Origin of the sequence: Paenibacillus sp. FSL P4-0184 (genome assembly GCF_038004625.1) — a bacterium.
Classification (GTDB): Bacteria; Bacillota; Bacilli; order Paenibacillales; family Paenibacillaceae; genus Paenibacillus_AQ.
The window spans coordinates 313,893-331,264 of the sequence record NZ_JBBORN010000001.1 but is presented as its reverse complement, the minus strand read 5'-3'; the positions used below and the strand labels follow the sequence as shown (position 1 = coordinate 331,264).

The following is a 17,372-nucleotide window of genomic DNA, read 5'->3' as shown; positions in this document are numbered from 1 at the left end:
TATGGTGAGGAAGATGCTGCGTAAATTCCTCACCAGATTCACTTTAAATATTATTCGGTAATATTTCCAGCCATTTTGAGGCGTTTGGCAATTTCTTTAAAGTCTTCGGGGGAGATTCCTGGGGCGAACTCCTCTTCGACTGCAGGAGCTACGGGAATCGGGAAGCCTTTAGGTACTCCCTTAATGACTTCAAGCGGGAGGTTATCCTCTGGGTGGGTTCCCTTCCAAATCTGATCGATGGCGCCGAAGTCACTGTCACTCCAGGTGTACAGCTTTGTATGCACACCTTTCTCCTCATATTTCTTCGCTTCACTAAACGATTTGTTATTTAACGAAGGAACCGGCACGAGTTTCGTTACATTAACACCTGTTGCGATTTCGATGGCTTTAGCATAAGCGACCACATGGACACCACCGCGCACTAAGAGAAATCCGACTACAGCACGTGCAGCTGGATGGTCCGTCATTTCGTAAACTTTCATTTTATGTGTTCTGGCTCCACATTCGAGGAAGAAGTTATGTAGCAGATCTTCCACTAGGTTGCCGCTATTAAATACATTTGCTCCGGTCCATGGATTCCCCGTTGAATCAAAAGGCATAGCACCTTGAGCCCCCGCCAGAAAGTGATAGGATAAACGCGCATCTTTTACGGACCCTAGAGGGGTGGAATCTGGCTCTTTATAACTTGTTGACCCTCGAAGGCATTTGTTGATGGCATGCGAAACTAGCTCCACATGGCCTAGCTCTTCCGCTGTTATACTCATCACCAGATCATAAAAGGGTTTCAGTTTGTCTTTTGAACGGAAATTAAAGGATTGATAGAGATAATTGTTAAGGGTCGACATTTCTCCAAACTTTCCGCCAAGCAGTTCTTGTACAGCGGCAGCAGCATTGGGATCTGGCTTCTCAACTTCAGGAATCTCGATCATGATCTCATCCATACGTTTGAACATTTATATCTCAGCCTCCTTGGAGTTAGGGGATTACTGAGCTATTTTGAGCTTAATCTATAGGAATTAATCATTAAACGGCTAAAAAGTATGGATATTTATCAACAATAAGGGAGTATCCATGAACAGATTTACAAGTCGAAAGAGCATTAGTAAACACTATCAAATACCCATAGTAACGTGCTAGGGGACACAGAATGATCAAAAACGCAGAGCAGCGACCCTCCATTAAGGAGAATCGCTGCTCTATTGATTTTTAAGGACTCTGAACTCTTATTTACAGCGCTAAATTACGATCGATGAGGGCGATACGTTGCTCTACACAAGCATAAGAGCGGAGTGGATCTTCTGGTGTGTTCAGTACGTAATCTAACATTTGTTCAACCGTAGTTGTTGCTACATGGATGCGGGTGTCGGAGGAAGCGTAGTAGATATAGATCTCACCGTTATCGCGTGCAATTACACCGTTACAGAATACAACGTTGGAGACATCACCGACACGTTCTTCACCGTCTGGTGCGATGAAATGACCACCTGGTGAATGTGTGACTTTGTTTGGCTCCTCCAGATCAGATAAAAAGGCATAGAGGACGTATCTAAGCCCAGCGGCAGTGTTTCGCACACCGTGTGCGATATGCAACCAGCCTTTTGGTGTTTTGATTGGAGCTGGACCTTGGCCATTCTTAACTTCCTTGATGGTATGGTAGTGACGCTCATCCATGATTGTCTCACTTGTAATCACGGCATCCTCAATCGTATCCGAGAGTCCCCAGCCAATACCGCCACCGGAGCCTGCATCAATAAAGCCATCCTGAGGGCGAGTGTAGAAGGCGTATTTTCCATCCACAAATTCAGGGTGGAGCACGACATTGCGCTGTTGAGCAGAACCTGTCTTAAGATCGGCCAGACGTTCCCAGATCTTCAGATCCTTTGTACGGACAATACCACATTGTGCTACTGCGCTGGAAAGGTCACCGTGTGGAGCTTCTGGATCTTTGCGTTCTGTACAAAAGAGGCCATAGATCCAGCCATCTTCATGACTTACTAAGCGCATGTCGTAAACGTTGATGTCCGGAACTTCTGTCTCAGGCAACACGACTGGATGATCCCAGAAGCGGAAGCCATCCACACCATTGTCACTTTCAGCTATAGCAAAAAAAGATTTACGGTCATTACCTTCTACGCGGGCAACAAGATAGAACTTACCGTTAAGTTCTATGGCACCAGGGTTGAAAACGCCGTTGACGCCGATTCTTTCAGCAAAGTAAGGATTAGTGTCAGGGTTGAAGTCGTAACGCCAGATTAGAGGAGCGTGCTCAGCGGTAAGCAGTGGATAAGCATAACGGTCATAAATACCGTTTCCATAAGGAAGCTTTTCATTTTTACGGGTGATCAGCGCTTCATAACGTTCTGTTAGTTGTTGTTTGCGTTCATGAAATAACGATGACATTATACAGTCTCCTTTAGGGTTGAATTCAGTCGTGCGATCATTTCGAAGCAGGCTCTGCTGTTATGATAAGGGCATTTCCAGGCACTAACCTTGGTTGCGTGAGGGAGAGGCAGATGGTTCTCGTCCACGCCCCAGTACCATTCGCCTAGTTTGTGATCCACCATATATTTATCGATAAAAGTCCAGGAGGCTTGGGCAGCCTCGTTAAATTTGCTGTCACCGGTCAGCTGATAAGCATTATAGAATCCAACAACCGCCTCCGCTTGCGGCCACCAATCTTTGTCTTTGCTTAGCAATCCGCTCGGATCAGCTTCATTCCATATCCCGCCATCGGTATCTATACCTTCTGCAAGAACAGCTTCTGCCATGGAGATAGCGACGGTTCGAACACGCTGTAGCAGCTTTTCTTCGCCAAGTATTTCTGCTGCTTCCACAAGCAGCCAGCTGCCTTCAATATCATGTCCATAGGAGATAATATCTGACTTTACATTCCATGCCTCATCTAAGAAAAGATGAAAATGCTTGCCTTCGTTATCAATGATATGGTCCAGCATCGTTAAGATTAGCTCAGCCAGCGTACTCGCCAACTCCTCTGACTTCCATACTCGATAAAGTCCGGTATACGCTTCCAACACGTGTAGATGCGTGTTCATTGATTTTTTCTCATTCAAGTCCTTGCTGCTAAGACTGAGGTTATCCGTGATTTGCCATTCCCGAGATAAAGCTTCAACATAACCTTTATAAGTTGAATCATAGCCATATTTCTCAACAAGCCGGAATATTTGAATGGCCTCATCTAACACCTCAGGCCGTCCAGTCGCGTGGTAGAATTCAGCCAATGCGTAGATAGCAAAAGCTTGGCCATAGATCTGTTTTTTCTCCTGAGAAGGTTTGCCTTCAGCATTCACCATCCAGTATAATCCGCCATACTCCTTATCGATGAAATGATCCATCAAATAGGCATAGGCACGCTCTGCCATGGCCAGATATTCTGTCTTGCCGTAGATCCGGTAAGCGCTGGCAAAGGACCAAAGAATACGAGCATTAAGCACAAGGCTTTTCTCCGCGTCAGGTGCAATGTTCAGCTGATTGTCGATTTCACCAACAAAACCGCCATTGATTTCGTCCTTCGTCTGTTTCATCCAAAAACTAAGAATATTACCCTGTAGCTCATCCTCAAGCTGGGTCAACCATAATTCTGGTGAATTAATCATTGGTAAGTAGTCACTCCTCACATTACTTATTGATTTTCGAGGTGAAGTAATCGTTGATGATCCCAGCGGCTTGTTTGCCATACATACAATAATCATCATTGTGTTCTGCTTCATGAATTGGATAAAGATGAGTAGGCCAATCCCAAAGCATAAAGCCCTGAACCCAATCTCTGCGCTCACAGCCTTGAAACATTGCCTGATAGAATTTGCTTTGTTCTGCTTGACTTGGTTCACCCTTCAAGGTCCAATCATTAGGAATCGCCGCACTCCCGCTTCGGCTTGGGCAACCCGCTTCCATGAAAAAGAATGGCTTATTCTGTGATCTCACCACATGCTCAATCCGGTCGAGCTGAGCTTCCCAATCGTTAGCTGGATAATATCCACTTGAAGAAATCACATCGAGCGCATCCCACCAGGTCACGTTATCCTCCTGATACTTATCGCAATTATAAGTAAGAATTCCTGAGTAAACCTTCCGAACCTCGGCAATAAGCGTACGCCATTCGGTTTCTCGTCTATCCGTTTGTACAAGCTCGCAGCCGATACAGAACATCTCACAGCCTGTTTCTTCAGCTATAGCAGCATAATGCAGAATAAATTTAGTATAAGAGCTGAACCACTCAGACCATTTAGGCTCGCAAGGAACATCCTTATCGAAAAAGTTAATGTGAGCACGCCAAGTTCCGTCCGCGCAATTAACGATCGGCTTCAGGCATACCTTTAGCTGCAGTGACTTCGCTTTACTGATGGACTGTTTCACTTCTTCGTTGGTAACGGTTGGCGCCTCCCAGTAGGGAATTTCCGTAGAATGAGCGGTAGCTTGAAGCGCACTAAAGGCAATGGCCGTCCAGTTCGCTCCAGTGACTGAAGACATGAGTTCCATCGAACGTTCCGCTTCTTCCGTTTTCCATGAACCGCGTGTACCCGAGAAGCCCCAGGTTATGCCTGCAATGTATTCGTTGTTAAATATCATCGAGAATCCCCACCTTACATTGAAAATAGAAAAGAGAATAATTAGTAAAATAATTTTGTTATATAGTTATTATTAATTTGTTAGTTTATAATAACAACTTAATTTAGTTATATACTTTTTCGAAGATGATTTCAAGGACAATTTATAGTTGCAGCTGGGAAATTAGAATAACTTTCGTTATAGTAAATACAAGACTATAAAAGAGTGTAATCGTACATTGACGTAATACATAGGAAGAATTCTATTCGTGATGATGGAGCAATCATAATAACTGGCAGATACAACTGGAGGGAAGTGCTCAAATGATAAATGTTATGATTGCGGACGACGAGGAGGTCATTCGCAGGGGGCTCGAAAAAATCACATCGAGGATGGAGCTAGATGTACAAGTAATTGGATCCTACGGTAACGGGGTGGAAGCCTGGGAGCATTTTGAAAAGTTATCCCGAGATGACATTGATCTGCTTATTACAGATATCAAAATGCCTAGAATGGATGGCTTTATGTTGATTGAACAGGTTAGAGGACATATGGAGGATATACCTATTGCCGTTCTTAGCGGTTTTAGTGAATTTGAATATGCCCGCCGAGCAATCCGCCATGGGGTGATGGATTATTTACTAAAACCTATTGATAAGACTCAGCTATATGAATTGCTCAAGAGAGTAGAGGATACAAAGAAAAAGAACGTCACAGAGCAGGAGGGGATGTTCTCTCAAGCGGCAGATGGTGGAGAGCATTACGTAGTTGAACAGACTAAAAGCATACTGGAGAGGGAGTATGATCAGAACTTCGAACTTGAGCGTTTGGCGGAGACCGTCGGTATGAATGCGAGCTACCTCAGCCGGTTGTTCAAAATAAAGACGGGGCAAACCATCACCGATTATCTAATTCGAATTCGTATTACTAAGGCGAAAGAATTGCTGATCGAGCATCCCGACTTAAAAAATTATGAAATTGCCGATAAGGTTGGCTATAGTGATCCGGTTTATTTTAATAAATTGTTCAAGAAAATGTGTGGTATGACACCTAAGGATTACAAAAGTGGCTGTAAATTACCGAAAATGGAACGTGAGTTTTAGTCCTATATAGGAAGCTATTATTTAGGAGAGCGATAAGCTCTCTTTTTTTGTGGTTATTTTCAATAAATTAGATAATAAAAACATCATAACAAAAACAAAAATAACAAATACAAGACCAGAAAAAGCAATTCAAACCATCGTTTTGAGTTAAAAATAGATCTATAATGAGTTTGTAAGCGATATCATCACTTTTTTTTAAGAGTATTTCAGTGAGTTTGATAATGGTGATTACTCTATTAAATTGATGGTGATGATAAAAGTTATTATTTTTGTTATTAAACCAAATTAGAGTCGAATTGAAGAGAGGGGTCGTAAAAGCATGAAAAAAGGCAAAACAATGATGGGCTTGATGGCACTGACACTTATGGCAGGATTGTTTAGCGGTTGTTCCTCAAACAACAACACCAACAATGAAGGCGCTAAAAACACAGGAAGCAATGGATCCTCAACAGAGGCGACGGCAGCTCCGGCTGATGATGCAGCAGCCAAGGATATTAAAGGGGATATCACGGTTATTACGCAAAGAACGGATATTGTTGATACCGTATTCAAAGAGTATGCGGCTAAGTTCAATGAGAAATATCCTGATGTAAAGGTAAACTTTGAAGCGCTTGCTACTTACGAAGATCAAATTAAAATTCGTATGAGCACTAGTGACTATGGCGACGTTCTGTTGTTACCTACAAGCATAGCTATTAAAGATATTCCCGATTTCTTCGAACCACTGGGTTCACTCGAAGATATGCAAAAACAATATACAGGTGTGGAAGAACGAGCAGTAGACGGAATGGCTTACGGAATTCCAATGACTATCAACTTTAACGGTATTATTTACAACAAACAAGTCTTTAAAGATGCCGGGATTACAGAGGTTCCAAGAACTCCTGAACAATTCTTAACTGCTCTGCAATCTGTTAAAGACAAAACGAAAGCAGTGCCTCTGTACACAAACTACGCAGCTGGCTGGACATTGACCCAATGGGAAGCGGATCTGGCTACAGTAGCTGGTAACCGTGATTATGTGAACATTGGTCAAGTGGCTAGCGACGATAACTATGTTCCAGGTCAACCTCACTATGAGCTGTACAAAATCCTGTACGATGCAGCACAAAAAGGTTTGATTGAAGAAGATCCGACGACTACAGACTGGGAATCTTCCAAAGCGGATCTGGCTAACGGAAAAATCGGCACGATGGTTCTTGGATCTTGGGCAATCGGTCAAATCAAAGGTTTAGCAACGAATCCAGATGATGTTGGCTTTATGCCATTCCCTACGAATGCAGATAAAATCCTTGTACCACTTGCTGGTGACTACAATCTGGGTGTCAGCGTTCATAGTAAAAACAAAGAAGCTGCTAGAGCTTGGGTGGATTGGTTCATTAACGAATCTGGCTACCCAACGACTGAAGGTGGCGGTATGAGCCCGGCTATCGGTGCAGAGCTTCCAGAAATTCTGAAACAATATGAAGGTACTGAAGTAACCTTTGATACACTTGCAGCTGCTAAAGCCGGTGAAGAAGGCTGGTCTGATGAAATCGACAAACAAGCCGAAATCGGTGCTTGGCAACCAGACTTCAAGAAACGGATTATTGAAGCCGCAATTGGCAACAGAAAAGAATCCTATGATGACATCATGAAGGACCTCAACGACAAGTGGAAAGCCGCTCGCGCTAAAGTCACAGCACAGTAACAACTATAAGCTTTCTTAAATGCTATAGGCGGTAGTGGATGTGGGAGGGGATATGCGAACGGGCATTTCCCCCTTCACATTTAAACGAGTCATAAATAAATGAGGATGCTTTTCTGGAGGTGTATCGGGTGTTCAAGTTTTCGAATTTGAGTTACAAAAATCAACGGATTGCCATCATATGCTTGTTCTCATTAGTGCCGATCGTATTACTACTCACGTTTGCGTATTATCCAGTAATCAGTATGTTTCGGTACAGCTTCACCAGCTGGAATGGCCTAAGTAAAAATATGGAGTACGTTGGGTTAGAAAACTACAAAACCATTTTTACGAAACCGGAGTATTTTTCCGTATTTAAGGTCAGCTTGTATTATTTCTTCACTACCTTTATTCAGATGGCACTTGCTTTGTATTTTGCAACCATTCTGAGCTTTAGTGTTCGCATGAAAAATTTATTCAAAGGGATTTTGTTCTTCCCAACCTTGCTAAACGGTGTAGCGATCGGCTTTATCTTTCTGTTCTTTTTCAAACCAGATGGAACGCTAGATACGATTCTTAACCTGCTCGGACTCAGCGGTTTACAGCAGAAGTGGCTGCTCAATCCGAATTTGATTAACTTCTCGCTCGCGGGTGCGTCACTGTGGAGATACATGGGGATGAACTTCCTGATCTTCCTTGGGGCTATTTCCTCGATCGGTTCGGATATTTATGAAGCTGCTGAGATTGATGGTGCAAACAGATGGCATCAGTTTATGCATATTATTTTGCCAAGTATTAAACGTATTCTGCAATTGAATCTGATTCTTGCGGTCAGTGGCGCCATTGGTGTGTTTGAAATTCCATACGTCATGACAGGCGGATCTAACGGAAGTAGCACATTTGTTATTCAGACAGTCGATGTAGCGTTCAAATATAGCAAAGTTGGATTGGCGTCAGCGATGGCCGTAGTTTTGCTGGGTATCGTTATAGTAGTTACTATTTTGCAGCGCGTTCTGATCAAGGAGGAGAAATAAACTATGCATTCTGTAAAATATACCACTGCTAGTATATTCAAATATCTCACCTTGATTTTGGGAGCACTTGCAGCATTGATACCTATCGTAGTTGTATTTTTTGCCTCATTAAAAACAGGGCAGGAATACGCTTCAACCGGACCGTTAACACTGCCAGAGAATTGGTTGAATTTCTCCAACTACACTAAGGCTTTTGTTGATGGCAAAATGCTTCTAGGATTTAAAAACACTGTCATTATCGTTGTGATCTCTATCCTGGGTGCAACGCTGACGGGCTCAATGATGGCTTATATTTTATCCCGGTTTAAATTTAAAGGCAGTAAAGTTCTCATCAGTATGTTTCTGATTGCTACCCTGATTCCGGGTGTTACAACGCAAGTGGCAACCTTCCAAATCATCAATCACTTGGGCTTGTTTAATACCAGATGGGCACCCATCGTGATGTACCTCGGTACGGATATTATCGCTGTATATATTTTCATGCAGTTCCTGGATTCGATTTCCGAGTCACTGGATGAATCCGCGATGCTGGACGGGGCTTCGTATTGGACGATTTATTGGAGAATTATTTTGCCACTGCTGAAACCGGCAATTGTAACAGTAATTATTGTGAAGGGCGTAAATATTTATAACGATTTTTACACTCCTTTCCTATATATGCCGAAAACAGATCTCCAAACGATCTCCACAGCACTCTTTAAGTTTAAAGGTCCATACGGATCGCAGTGGGAAGTAATATGTGCGGCGATTATGATCGCGATAATTCCGACATTGATTGTGTTTACCGCGTTGCAAAAGTATATCTACAATGGATTTTCACAAGGTTCCGTGAAGTAAGCTTAGTAGTAGATTTCATAGCAGTACTAGATAAAATAGCATACTGAAAAGTTGCATACATTTGGAGGGAATACTAATGAGTGAAGTGAAATTGGTTGGAGCAAGTGCGATTAACATCCCGAACATGCCTTGGCAGGATAAGCCTGCTGGCTATGAGAATCCGATTTGGAGACATAATGATAACCCGGTTATCAAAAGAAATCCTGCAAAAGGAGTAGCCCGTATTTTTAATAGTGCGGTTACTGCGTTTGAAGGTAGTTTTATCGGAGTATTTCGTGTAGAAGATAACACAACGCGTCCACATTTGCGCATGGGACATAGTATTGACGGTCTAGATTGGAAAATCGATGATGAGCCGATCCGATTTATAGATGAAGAAGGTAACTCTTATCAGCCGCGTTATGCTTACGATCCACGTCTGGTTAAGGTCGAAGATACATTTTATATTATCTGGTGTACAGATTTTTACGGCGCAGCTATCGGTGTTGCTAAAACGCAAGATTTCAAAACATTTATCAGCTTGGAAAATCCATTCCTGCCCTTCAACCGGAACGGTGTATTGTTCCCTAGAAAAATCAATAATAACTTCGTGATGTTGTCCCGTCCAAGTGACAGCGGACATACACCATTCGGTGATGTATTCCTTAGTGAAAGCCCTGACTTTGTATATTGGGGTAAACACCGCCATGTCATGAGTAAAGGTGGCCAAGGCTGGTGGCAAAGTGTCAAGATTGGCGGCGGACCTGCACCGATTGAAACTACAGAAGGCTGGTTGATGTTCTACCATGGCGTTACTGGTACCTGCAACGGTCTTGTATATAGCATGGGTGCAGTTATTTTGGATATAAACGAGCCTTCGAAAGTAAAATATCGCTCGAAAAATTTTGTGCTAACTCCTGAAGAATGGTATGAGGAAAGAGGTTTTGTGAATAACGTTCTGTTCCCATGTGCCACTCTGCATGATGCAGAAACGGGCCGTATCGCCATCTATTATGGCGCTGCTGACACTTATGTAGGCGTTGCATATACAACTGTTGATGAAATGGTCAACTATGTCATCGACACCCATGAAGAGGTTGGCGATGATGCGGGTTTAGGTAAAATTTAATAGGGTGAACAACCTTTGAGGAACAAACTTTAGGTAGAGTGAAGTTGGGTAGATAATTGGTGGCTGAGCAGCGTTCGAAAAAAGTGTGCGGCGTGTAGTGTGCTGTATTTTGTGTGCTGGGTTCTGCACGTTGCGCGCTTTGTGTTATGTGTTAAGTGGCTTGAGCTTTTCATTGCATTCTCTGCAATAGAAACTCTCGATTTCGTCTGAAAAATAGAATCTATTGCACTCTCTGCAATGGATTCCCGCAAAAATCACTCTTATGCTCATTTTCGCTCGAACTGATTGCACAAAGTACAATAGAACACCGACTGATGCTCATATGGAGAGATTCTATTGCACAAAGTACACTTAAACTAACCTGTTTGGTGATGTTTAGTGTAAATAGCTGCATATTGTACACTTTTCTCAGGCGATTTGCCTCGTAATCCCTGCTGTGAGCAAATTTAGTTGTATAGAGTGCAATTAAATGAACAACACATATATTTTGCTGTAAATAGTTGCACAAAGTGCAACTAGCGAGCTCTTGTTATTAGTAGAAACTAACGGAAAACCCACATAAGCGGGTTTTCCGTTTCCATTGTTTTTTAAGTGAAAAAACCTTAAGGAGGACCTTAATATGGGAAACGACATGACATTGTCACAATTAAAAAAATATAACGGAAGCAGCCCAAAGCCAGTCGACTTTGACGCATTTTGGGAGCGGGCTTTGCGTGATCTGGATGCCCAGCCGCTAGATTATGAACTAGAGCCTGCGGAGTTCGTCAGCGAGCTGGCGGAATGTTTCCATCTGTATTTTACCGGCGTTGGCGGAGCAAGAATCCATTGTAAATATGTAAGACCGAAGAAAAGGGGTTCAGAAAAAGGTTCTGGTGTCGTGATGTTTCATGGATATTCCTGTGACAGCGGGGATTGGATGGAGAAGGTGACTTATGCGGCCCATGGGATTAGTGTCCTTGCGATGGATTGCCGGGGACAAGGCGGACTTTCCGAGGATAATCTTACAGTAAAAGGCACAACCATTCGTGGACATATTATTCGCGGCATTGACGATCCTAATCCGCACAACCTTTACTATCGTAATGTGTTTCTGGATACAGCACAGACTGCTCGAATACTGATGTCTATGGAAGAAGTTGATCCAGCACGAGTAGGTGCTTTTGGTTTATCTCAAGGCGGTGCGCTTACTGTAGCTTGTGCAGCATTAGAGCAGCGTGTGAGTATGGCCGTTCCTGTGTATCCGTTTCTTTCAGATTATAGACGGGCTTGGGAGCTTGATATCACTACGTCAGCTTATGAGGAAATTAACTATTATTTCCGCTTTTTTGATCCCCATCATGTACGTGAGGACGAGATTTTTAATAGACTGGGTTACATCGATATTCAGAATCTCGCGGAGCGAATTCAAGCCAAAATGTTGTGGGTTACAGGGTTATCCGATGTGATTTGTCCACCTTCAACGCAGTTTGCCGCATACAACAAAGTACTAGCGCCCAAAGAGCTTATGGTTTATTATGAGTACGGTCATGAGTATTTGCCATATCTTTCCGATCGGGTGTTACAAATGTTCATGACCTTGTAAACGATAAGCCAGTAGGCATAACAGACGACAATGGTGGTGAATGATTAGATGAAAGTACAAGTGAAAAAAGAAAAAAGACGATTCCAGCTGCATCCATCCAAATCCATTGGGGTGCGGCTTTTTCTCATCTTCTTTGTTTCGACGATGGTGCTCGTGCTCTCTCTCGGCTACACTTCCTATTCCGTAGCTGAGCATACGATCGAGACGAATGCTCTGTCAGCCAATCAACAGACAGTCGTTCAAACCGCTGAGAAGTTTGATGTGGAATTGTTACGTTATGAGGATGGTCTAGGAAGAATCTTGTACGACAATGAAATTCAAAATGCACTCAAACAAGGGAATAATCCCACTACAAGTAATGAGGAACGTAAGGTACTATCTAACCAGATTAGTGCGCAGCTAAATGATTGGCTCACGGCATCGAACGGTGTGGAGGCCGTATACCTTATTCCGATGAATGAAGGTTTTCCAATTTCTTCGGCGGGTACAAAAGATAGCGCTTTTATTGAGAGTTTCAGAGAATCCTCATGGTTTAAGCAGCTAGAGGAGAAGCCACAGAGTGTATGGATTCCACGTGAATTACAAGGCCAGGAAGGAAATACGTCAGGTGTTTTCCATTTGGCCAAATCGATTGCCGGTGATTCTAAAAGCTCAGGATACATAGTCATTAACGATATTAGAATTAGCGAATTAGAAAATCAGCTTCGTAAAGTGGATCTTGGAACAAGCTCCTACATGCAATTGCTAACGAATAAGGATGAATTGATTGCCTCCTCCCAGCAAGTGGGGACGGATACATATTTGAATCTGGGAGGCACGCTTTTGGGTGGTCTGCAGAATACAGCAGGCTCATTGCCAACAAAGGATGAGAAGGGGAAATCCATATTAGCTGTATACGGAACACTAGAAACCTCGGGATGGAGGTTACTTGGTGTTGTACCGGCTGAGAACTTGACGAAAGACGCGCTGCGTATTCTCAAGACTACTTATATTATTGTTGCTGTAGCTGCTGTTATCGCCATTTTAATAGGGTATTGGATGTTCAGAATGGTATCTCGACCGCTGACCAGACTTAAGAATTTGATGTCAGAGGGAGCCGAAGGGAATCTAGGGGTGCGTACGAATATCACCTCACGTGATGAGATCGGTCAGTTATCCAGTTCTTTTAACATGATGATGGAACGAATAACAGAGCTGGTTATCCATACGAATGAAACCGCTCGGAAGGTACTGGAAACCGCCGATGAGCTTAGCGGTGTTTCGCGCAAGACAGCTGATGCAGCTATGGATATTGCCGCGGCCACGGAAGAAATTGCGGGTGGTGCTGGCAGTTTAGCCTTGGAAGCTGATCGTGGCAATGAGTTGACGGGGCAAATTTCGGTACAGATGGATTTAGTCAATTCAGCTACTCACGAGATGGATCACACCGCACATAGCATCGGCGAACTCAGTGAGGAAGGCTTCAACAGGTTGAAAGAATTACTTAATGAGACGAATAGGACAGGCCTGAAGACGAATCAGCTTGTGATGAAGGTTAACGAGCTGACAGAAACGGCATCTTCCGTTATGAAGGTTCTTAATGTGATGCAAAATATTACTCAGCAGACGAATATCTTGTCTCTGAATGCCACCATTGAAGCAGCAAGAGCAGGCGAGGCCGGGCGAGGATTCATGGTGGTAGCCGATGAAATACGTCAGCTTGCAGATCAATCGAAAGAGTCTATCGCTGTTGTGGCAGAAATAACAGATACCGTTATGAGAGATATGAACGAGACGGTTGTGGTCCTTTCAGAAGTTGCACCGCTCTTTAATCAGCAAATGACTTCCGTGCAGAGTACTAGCGATATCTTCGTATCTGTGCAGGATCAGATGCAGCATTTTATCGCTCGTCTGAATGCTGTAACTGTGTCGATGGACAGCCTGAGTCAATCGCAAAAGGTTCTATCCGATTCGATGAGCAACGTAAGCTCAATAGCTGAGGAATCATCAGCTGCATCTCAAGAAGTTGCCTCACTTAGTGGAGAGCAACAAAGTGTAAGTGATCATTTGGTAGAGCTTTCTTTGAAGCTGGAGGATGCATCCTTGCAGTTAAAGGAGAAATTATCGAAGTTCAGCGTGTAGGGTAGCCGTAACAGAATACTAAATTAAAGAACCGCTTATTCCTTTTGGAGAAGCGGTTCTTTGTTTTGAGCGGTGACAAGCCAGAATATAAATTTTAGCTTCTGATGTTGCAATGAACATTTTATGGCGATTCTAATGGATGTAGGTAGGACATAATAGGTGTGGAGTCTGTTCAGGAGGGAAGACATTGCGTAATAACAAACATCGGCGTGTATTCAGCGGTCTTCTTATTTTATCTGCGGCTGTAGCTGTGTTGATCCTTAGGCTGGCGTGGGTTCAGCTAATTATGAAGGAACAGACGGTTCCTGGAACAAAATATACACTTGCGAAGATGGCAGAAATTCAAAGTGAACGGGAGACTGTACTAGACAGCGGTCGGGGACGTCTGTATGACCGCAAGAATGAGCCTCTTTCGGGGGAAACCATTTGGACGGCGGCTTTTTTTCCACAAGAGGAGATGGCTAAGAAATCTGTGACGAAGGTTGTTTACGAAGAAGCTAAACCCATGCACCGATTGGCGGAGATTCTGGGTGTCAGCTATGAACAACTGTTGAATAAGCGGTCGTCACTGAAAGAACCTTTGCTATGGCCATCTTCAGTGGGAAAAGGACCACTCGCGTTGTCTCAGGCACAGGCAGAAGAAGTGAGTGCACTGGGGATCGACGGAGTAGGCGTGCTCCCTTTCGCACGCAGATATGATGGGAGTTCTTCAGGTCGGCAATGGCTAGGCTATTTATCGGAAGCCACTATGCATGCTGGAGCTAAAGCTTCTCCTACGGGTCTTAGAGTTCCTATGACGGGAACGGACGGTTTAGAGAAGACATTAGAGCCTTTGCTTCAAGGGGTAGGACACACGGAAGCTTATGTTCAAGTGGATGCGCGTGGGAATCGCCTTCCAGGCAGTCCCATTCAAGTTAAAGCTCCGGGCAATCCTTATTTCCCTCTGTCGTTATATACAACGATTGATAAAAAGCTTCAGGAGGGAATTGAGGAGCTTGCGCTCAAATCCGGAATGAAGGAAGGAGCCATAGTGGTGTTAGATACCGGGACGGGAGATATTGAAGCCATGGTATCTTTACCCTTCTATAATCCAGAGAAGATTTCTCCGCAAGGCGGGGAGTGGAACAATCGGGCACTCCAGGCTGCCGTTCCTGGATCGATCTTCAAAATCGTTACAGCCGCCGCGGCCTTAGAAGCGGGTGTAACCTCCGCTGACGAGCTTTTTTATTGTTCAGGGCAATTCGAGAAATATGGATTGTCTTGTCTGACAGGAAAAGGACACGGACCCCTTACGCTGGCGCAAGGATTCGCCGTGTCCTGTAATACTGTATTTGCTGCTCTGGCAGAGCGCTTAAGCGGTATCCAGCTTCAATCAACTGCACTGGCGCTAGGACTCGGTAGAGATATCAGCTGGCAAGCCGAGAAGACGCTTGGGTTTCCACTTCTAAAACCACTATCCGGAGAGCAAAAGGGAACCATCTTTACTAGCTTACTGCCGGATGACAAGGGAGCCAGGGTACAGACTGCAATTGGACAGCGAGATGTACAAGTCACACCCTTACAAGCAGCTAATCTTATTGTAACGCTACTGCATGGAGGTGAAGTAAGGGCGCCGAGGATTCTGCAGCGAATCACATTTGCGAACGGGCAGAAGCTGGAGGAGCTGCCGGGACATCTGTCCCCTTCCTCATCAGGAAGGATTTCTGAGTCTACAGCCCGCCAGTTACTGTCCATGATGCGCAAAGTTGTGACGGAAGGAACGGGAACCCGTCTACAAAGCACACACTGGCCCGTTGCAGGTAAATCAGGGACGGCACAGACACTGGTTAAGGGCGTAGCACGCAACAATCAATGGTTTATCGGCTACGGTCCAGTGGATCACCCAAGATATGCCGTATCAGTTGCTGTAGAGAATGTCGCTCCGGACAGTCCGCATCTTGCTATCAAGCTGTTTGGTCAGATATTTGATTTATTATCGTCTTCTACAGAAGCTTGAGGCTCCGGAGGAGTAGCAGTGGCCTTACCCATAGATGAAGGGCCATTTGCAGCAAAGGGTGAAACGATAAACTCCTCTTGAGGCAAATAGATCCAGCTCTGAAGATATCCTTGTTGAATTAGTTCTTTGATCAGAATAAGCAGAATCGGCGACAGGATCAGACCGGCCATACCGAAAGCGGATGTAGACAGAATGACGAAGGACAGCATCAGAAAAGCAGACGATACGCCAATCGAATTCCCGGTAATCTTCGGTTCAAGCAGCTGTCTTACAATCAATACAATCGCCAGGAGTACGATTAAACCGATTGCTAATGAGGTATTGCCAACAATGAACAGATAGATGATCCAAGGGACTAAAATCGTCGTTACACCAAGGAGCGGCAAGACATCAAATACAGCACAGATAAGCGCCATAGTGATTTCGTTACCGGTCCTTAGTATGAATAAGCCAACCAGTACGATAACAAAGGTAATGCTGATCAGAATAAGCTGGGCTTTTAAATAAGAGCCGATGGCTTTAAAGACGTTGCCCTGCAAAAAAGCGTAAGCAGTTTTAAATGTTTTTGGCATTTTGTCATGGGCAATCTTGCGCCAATCTTTAATCTCCATACTAAGGAAAAATGCTAAAATAATGGCGATCCCAAAATTGGCCATGAAGGAGGAAAAGGATCCGAGCACACCGACCATATATTTTAGAAAAGTAACAAGCCATCCAGTAAGAACATTCGTGGCATCTTTAAAGTAGCCATTCACTTTATCGGTAATATCCGGCGGCAAGCTTTCAATTTTTTGCTGAAGGTAGGTTGTGGATTCCACGAAATGTTGTTGCACCACATATGTATACTTAGGAAGATTATCTTGAAAGTGAAGCGCTTGGATGGTGACCAATAGCCCAGCGCCAAATAACGTACCCAGAAGAACGATTAGGAACAGAAGCACTGAAATCGCTGAAGCGAATGGTTTGGCAAGCCCCCGTCGGTTCAAGAAACGGGCAAGCGGTTCAATAAGCAAAAATACAAAAAAAGATAGGAATACAGGTGCAGCTAACTGATACAATTTACTGAAGGCGAACATAACCAGATAGACCGTGAGGACAATTAATCCAATGTCGAAGAACGTGCGCCAATATTTTTTGTATAACGGCAGCATAGATATAAACAACTCCCTTTTTTAATAAGTTGATAGGTCAGCTTGAATACATTGTACATGATTTTACCTAAAAACCGTCTATTTCTTTGATACATGTGTTAAAATAGGGGGTAACGTATTTTTTATCTAACTTCACTTGGCCGTATCACAGGTTCTGCTTGCAGACGTAAGGCGAGCCAAAGTCAACTCTGGAAAAGCGAGGAATTCA

At 43.8% G+C, this 17,372-nt stretch carries 13 protein-coding genes; 8 read left to right on the top strand and 5 right to left on the bottom strand.

Going from position 1 to position 17,372, the window contains the following annotated elements; all coding sequences use genetic code 11:
• Positions 1–50 precede the first annotated feature (50 nt).
• From MKY52_RS01350 to MKY52_RS01335, 4 genes are all read right to left on the bottom strand, one after another.
• Positions 51–953, bottom strand: coding sequence for a manganese catalase family protein (locus MKY52_RS01350; protein WP_341049389.1), 903 nt, complete (start codon positions 951–953; stop codon positions 51–53).
• Positions 954–1,227: 274 nt separating this feature from the next.
• The gene (locus MKY52_RS01345) at positions 1,228–2,400 is read right to left on the bottom strand and encodes a glycoside hydrolase family 130 protein (protein WP_341049388.1); all 1,173 of its coding nucleotides are present in this window, start codon (positions 2,398–2,400) and stop codon (positions 1,228–1,230) included.
• Complete coding sequence (locus MKY52_RS01340; protein WP_341049386.1) at positions 2,400–3,614, bottom strand: AGE family epimerase/isomerase; 1,215 nt, start codon at positions 3,612–3,614, stop codon at positions 2,400–2,402. The genes MKY52_RS01345 and MKY52_RS01340 overlap by 1 nt, the downstream gene beginning before the upstream one ends.
• Positions 3,615–3,636: 22 nt before the next feature.
• Positions 3,637–4,587, bottom strand: a complete 951-nt coding sequence (locus tag MKY52_RS01335; RefSeq protein ID WP_341049384.1) for a glycoside hydrolase family 113 — start codon at positions 4,585–4,587, stop codon at positions 3,637–3,639.
• 302 nt (positions 4,588–4,889) lie between these two features.
• Here MKY52_RS01335 and MKY52_RS01330 point away from each other — a divergent pair, with 302 nt between their 5' ends.
• The 8 genes from MKY52_RS01330 (at position 4,890) to MKY52_RS01295 (ending at position 16,013) form a co-directional block, all read left to right on the top strand.
• Entirely contained in the window at positions 4,890–5,669 is a 780-nt protein-coding gene (locus MKY52_RS01330; RefSeq protein ID WP_341049383.1) for a response regulator transcription factor, read from the top strand.
• Between the two features lie 319 nt (positions 5,670–5,988).
• The gene (locus MKY52_RS01325) at positions 5,989–7,359 is read left to right on the top strand and encodes an ABC transporter substrate-binding protein (RefSeq protein ID WP_341049382.1); all 1,371 of its coding nucleotides are present in this window, start codon (positions 5,989–5,991) and stop codon (positions 7,357–7,359) included.
• A gap of 128 nt (positions 7,360–7,487) precedes the next feature.
• Positions 7,488–8,369, top strand: a complete 882-nt coding sequence (locus MKY52_RS01320) for a carbohydrate ABC transporter permease (protein ID WP_042186108.1) — start codon at positions 7,488–7,490, stop codon at positions 8,367–8,369.
• A 3-nt stretch (positions 8,370–8,372) separates the two neighbouring features.
• On the top strand, positions 8,373–9,206 hold the full coding sequence (locus MKY52_RS01315; protein ID WP_341049381.1) for a carbohydrate ABC transporter permease: 834 nt from the start codon (positions 8,373–8,375) through the stop codon (positions 9,204–9,206).
• A 76-nt stretch (positions 9,207–9,282) separates the two neighbouring features.
• Positions 9,283–10,314 carry a glycoside hydrolase family 130 protein gene (locus MKY52_RS01310; protein WP_341049379.1) on the top strand — a complete coding sequence of 344 codons (1,032 nt, stop codon included), beginning with the start codon at positions 9,283–9,285 and terminating at the stop codon, positions 10,312–10,314.
• A gap of 619 nt (positions 10,315–10,933) precedes the next feature.
• On the top strand, positions 10,934–11,896 hold the full coding sequence (locus MKY52_RS01305; RefSeq protein WP_341049378.1) for an acetylxylan esterase: 963 nt from the start codon (positions 10,934–10,936) through the stop codon (positions 11,894–11,896).
• A 48-nt stretch (positions 11,897–11,944) separates the two neighbouring features.
• Entirely contained in the window at positions 11,945–14,017 is a 2,073-nt protein-coding gene (locus MKY52_RS01300) for a methyl-accepting chemotaxis protein (RefSeq protein WP_076300035.1), read from the top strand.
• Between the two features lie 187 nt (positions 14,018–14,204).
• Positions 14,205–16,013 (top strand): peptidoglycan D,D-transpeptidase FtsI family protein, encoded by a 1,809-nt coding sequence (locus MKY52_RS01295; protein ID WP_341049376.1) that lies wholly within the window; start codon positions 14,205–14,207, stop codon positions 16,011–16,013.
• Here MKY52_RS01295 and MKY52_RS01290 read toward each other — a convergent pair.
• A complete protein-coding gene (locus MKY52_RS01290) occupies positions 15,974–17,164 on the bottom strand; it encodes an AI-2E family transporter (RefSeq protein WP_341049374.1) in 1,191 nt (396 codons plus the stop codon). The two genes, MKY52_RS01295 and MKY52_RS01290, sit on opposite strands and share 40 nt — an antisense overlap.
• Positions 17,165–17,372 lie beyond the last annotated feature (208 nt).

Excerpts from the sequence above, each read along its gene's own strand:
- MKY52_RS01350 (WP_341049389.1), bottom strand. The coding sequence starts at position 953 with ATGTTCAAACGTATGGATGAGATCATGATCGAGATTCCTGAAGTTGAG.
- MKY52_RS01345 (WP_341049388.1), bottom strand. The coding sequence starts at position 2,400 with ATGTCATCGTTATTTCATGAACGCAAACAACAACTAACAGAACGTTAT.
- MKY52_RS01340 (WP_341049386.1), bottom strand. The coding sequence starts at position 3,614 with ATGATTAATTCACCAGAATTATGGTTGACCCAGCTTGAGGATGAGCTA.
- MKY52_RS01335 (WP_341049384.1), bottom strand. The coding sequence starts at position 4,587 with ATGATATTTAACAACGAATACATTGCAGGCATAACCTGGGGCTTCTCG.
- MKY52_RS01330 (WP_341049383.1), top strand. The coding sequence starts at position 4,890 with ATGATAAATGTTATGATTGCGGACGACGAGGAGGTCATTCGCAGGGGG.
- MKY52_RS01325 (WP_341049382.1), top strand. The coding sequence starts at position 5,989 with ATGAAAAAAGGCAAAACAATGATGGGCTTGATGGCACTGACACTTATG.
- MKY52_RS01315 (WP_341049381.1), top strand. The coding sequence starts at position 8,373 with ATGCATTCTGTAAAATATACCACTGCTAGTATATTCAAATATCTCACC.
- MKY52_RS01310 (WP_341049379.1), top strand. The coding sequence starts at position 9,283 with ATGAGTGAAGTGAAATTGGTTGGAGCAAGTGCGATTAACATCCCGAAC.
- MKY52_RS01305 (WP_341049378.1), top strand. The coding sequence starts at position 10,934 with ATGGGAAACGACATGACATTGTCACAATTAAAAAAATATAACGGAAGC.
- MKY52_RS01300 (WP_076300035.1), top strand. The coding sequence starts at position 11,945 with ATGAAAGTACAAGTGAAAAAAGAAAAAAGACGATTCCAGCTGCATCCA.
- MKY52_RS01290 (WP_341049374.1), bottom strand. The coding sequence starts at position 17,164 with ATGCTGCCGTTATACAAAAAATATTGGCGCACGTTCTTCGACATTGGA.